The organism is Moorena sp. SIO3I6, from assembly GCF_010672095.1.
This window is the reverse complement of the sequence record NZ_JAAHHU010000795.1, coordinates 1-2,187: the sequence shown is the minus strand read 5'-3', so window position 1 is coordinate 2,187 and position 2,187 is coordinate 1. Positions and strand designations below refer to the sequence as shown.

General features: G+C 38.0%; 2 protein-coding genes. Both read right to left on the bottom strand.

The window, feature by feature from the left end; translation table 11 throughout:
* Nucleotides 1-388: 388 nt before the first annotated feature.
* On the bottom strand, nucleotides 389-595 hold the full coding sequence (locus tag F6K49_RS42825) for a DUF433 domain-containing protein (RefSeq protein WP_075904425.1): 207 nt from the start codon (nucleotides 593-595) through the stop codon (nucleotides 389-391).
* A gap of 356 nt (nucleotides 596-951) precedes the next feature.
* Nucleotides 952-1,491 (bottom strand): PEP-CTERM sorting domain-containing protein, encoded by a 540-nt coding sequence (locus F6K49_RS42820; protein WP_075904427.1) that lies wholly within the window; start codon nucleotides 1,489-1,491, stop codon nucleotides 952-954.
* Nucleotides 1,492-2,187: the final 696 nt, after the last annotated feature.

The following is a 2,187-nucleotide window of genomic DNA, read 5'->3' as shown; positions in this document are numbered from 1 at the left end:
ATTGTTTGGGGACTCAAAGACCCTTGGCTTCCGGTTGAGCAAGCTGAGCAATTTGCTAATCAGCTTAAGAATAAGGAATTAGTGAAGCTGGAGGAAGCTGGACATTACCCTCAGGAGCATTGGTCGAAGGAAATTAGTGAAATCCTGGTGCCGTTTCTACGACGCAAAGCTTGAATTATAGCTCTACCGTACCTGTTATGCTCAATAAACAGTCTGTAAAAGGGAACAGGGAACAGGGAACAGGGAACAGAGGAAAGAGGCTGTATTCAGTAATTTTTGTTAGTTGAAGAGCCTAATTTTATTTTTACAGTAAGCTTTCTGAGTTTTTTAACTGGAACTTTAGCATAAAAGGTACTGAAGAACCTGAATTATTCACTATCCGTGGCAATTAAAGGATGTTGCGATCAGCAGCAAATTCTAGACAAGCTCTAATGTCTGTTTCCGTCAATTCTGGAAAGTCATCGACAATTTCGGCGTGAGACATACCAGCTGCTAGCCAGGCTAAAACGTCATAAACCGTTATTCGCATCTGCCGAATACACGGTTTCCCAGCTCGCTTATCCGGTTCGATGGTAATAATATTGCGATCGCTCATTTTGCCAATAGGTTCGGTCTGATTAATCTGAGTTAATAGCAGACTACCATTGTGCTGTAACGGAAAAAAGCCTTAACAACTATAGCGCTATTGCTGATCCCTGCTGCAAAGCTCCCTGCTTCCATTAACCCACTCCTAGGTGTGCAACCCAAGGCCGCGCCTTGGAGGCGCGCACCAAAGCGTGAATTTAATAATTAGATGCGGAAAGCGCGCCTGAATTAACAGATAGGCTGAACATATTACCCAGTAAGGATTATAGCTTGCATGTGACCTCCCCAGCGCTCCATAGAACATCCCTACATTATTTTTTTGAGATATTTATTGAAAAAATATCTGGTATTTTTTGATAATGATGTTTACTTTCTCTTTTTCAAAACACCACTGCAACCTGTAGCACCCAAAGCTAACAAACTAAAAATAGCAGTTGGTTCAGGTGTAGATACTGGTGTAGATGCTGGGGTATCTGCACGTAAAGTGTATGCAATGTCTCCTGCACCAGCTCCTTGAGGAATATCGTATGCAAAGAAAGCTTCACTAAGGTCAAAGAAACCAGCTATAAAAGAGAATTCATCATCTGACCAACTCAACCCTAAGAAATCACCATCGAAAAATACAGCTTCAGGATCGGATAAACTATTAGTTTCAGTGTAGTTAACACCACCAAAGTCAAAACTGATATTGGAGACTGATAAAAATTCTTCATCTATTCCCGTTAGTCCTGAATCATCAAACTCAAAAAATCCAGAGTAGGTTTCACCAGCTAAAACACCTGAATCTATACTAACTTCCAAATCATAAATCATGGAAGCTGCATTAACAGGATTAGCCTGAATGACAGTGAAGCCAAGAACTGCACTTGTGGCAACGAAAGATAACTTTTTTAAAATGTTAGTCATGTTTTTTTGTAAAAGGGATCAAGTTTTTGTAGTTTGCGTAGATTTAAAACCTGTTAAACACCCTGTAGCTTCTAAACTATGGCAAAATAATTACTTGCTTTTCTATTAATTTATAAAAATTGACTAGCAATAGCAATAGTGACAACACTCATGTATTAAATAAAATTTAAGATGCAGTAATTGAGTGAAATTACTTATTTAGTTTTTTTAAAAAGCCTTTTATTGAGAACTAGTTAATAAATGAGTATGAGCGGTAAATAAAAAAGAACATTTTGCTAAAAAAAAACTAAAATAATCATGATTTTATACAATGCAAATTTTCACAAAAAAAGCAGATAATAAAAACTATAATAAAAACTGCCGAATATTCATTTAGAGTTAGAGTATCTTCCTGAATATAGTCCTAATTATAAAGTTGACATGCTCCCAGCAGCGTCTACCTGAGCAGCTCGTGATTTGATTAGTATTTCGCCAACCAAGATCTTGCTGAAAGTAGTGCTTGGGTAGGTAAGCTTGGACACAATCAGTGGTCAATCTGCCGTATTGGGTATTAAACTTTGCGTTTGATGGGAGCAATATTGGGTTATAGTACGTGACGAACCTTAAATAGTTTTCCCGATCGGTTGGCTAGCGAACAAACAATGATGATGAGAAGTTATCGGTCTATTCTGACTGTGATTCTGGCAATGGTGATGA

What these genes read in the sequence shown, in the direction of transcription:
- F6K49_RS42825 (WP_075904425.1), bottom strand. Translation starts at nt 595, where the DNA reads ATGAGCGATCGCAATATTATTACCATCGAACCGGATAAGCGAGCTGGG.
- F6K49_RS42820 (WP_075904427.1), bottom strand. Translation starts at nt 1,491, where the DNA reads ATGACTAACATTTTAAAAAAGTTATCTTTCGTTGCCACAAGTGCAGTT.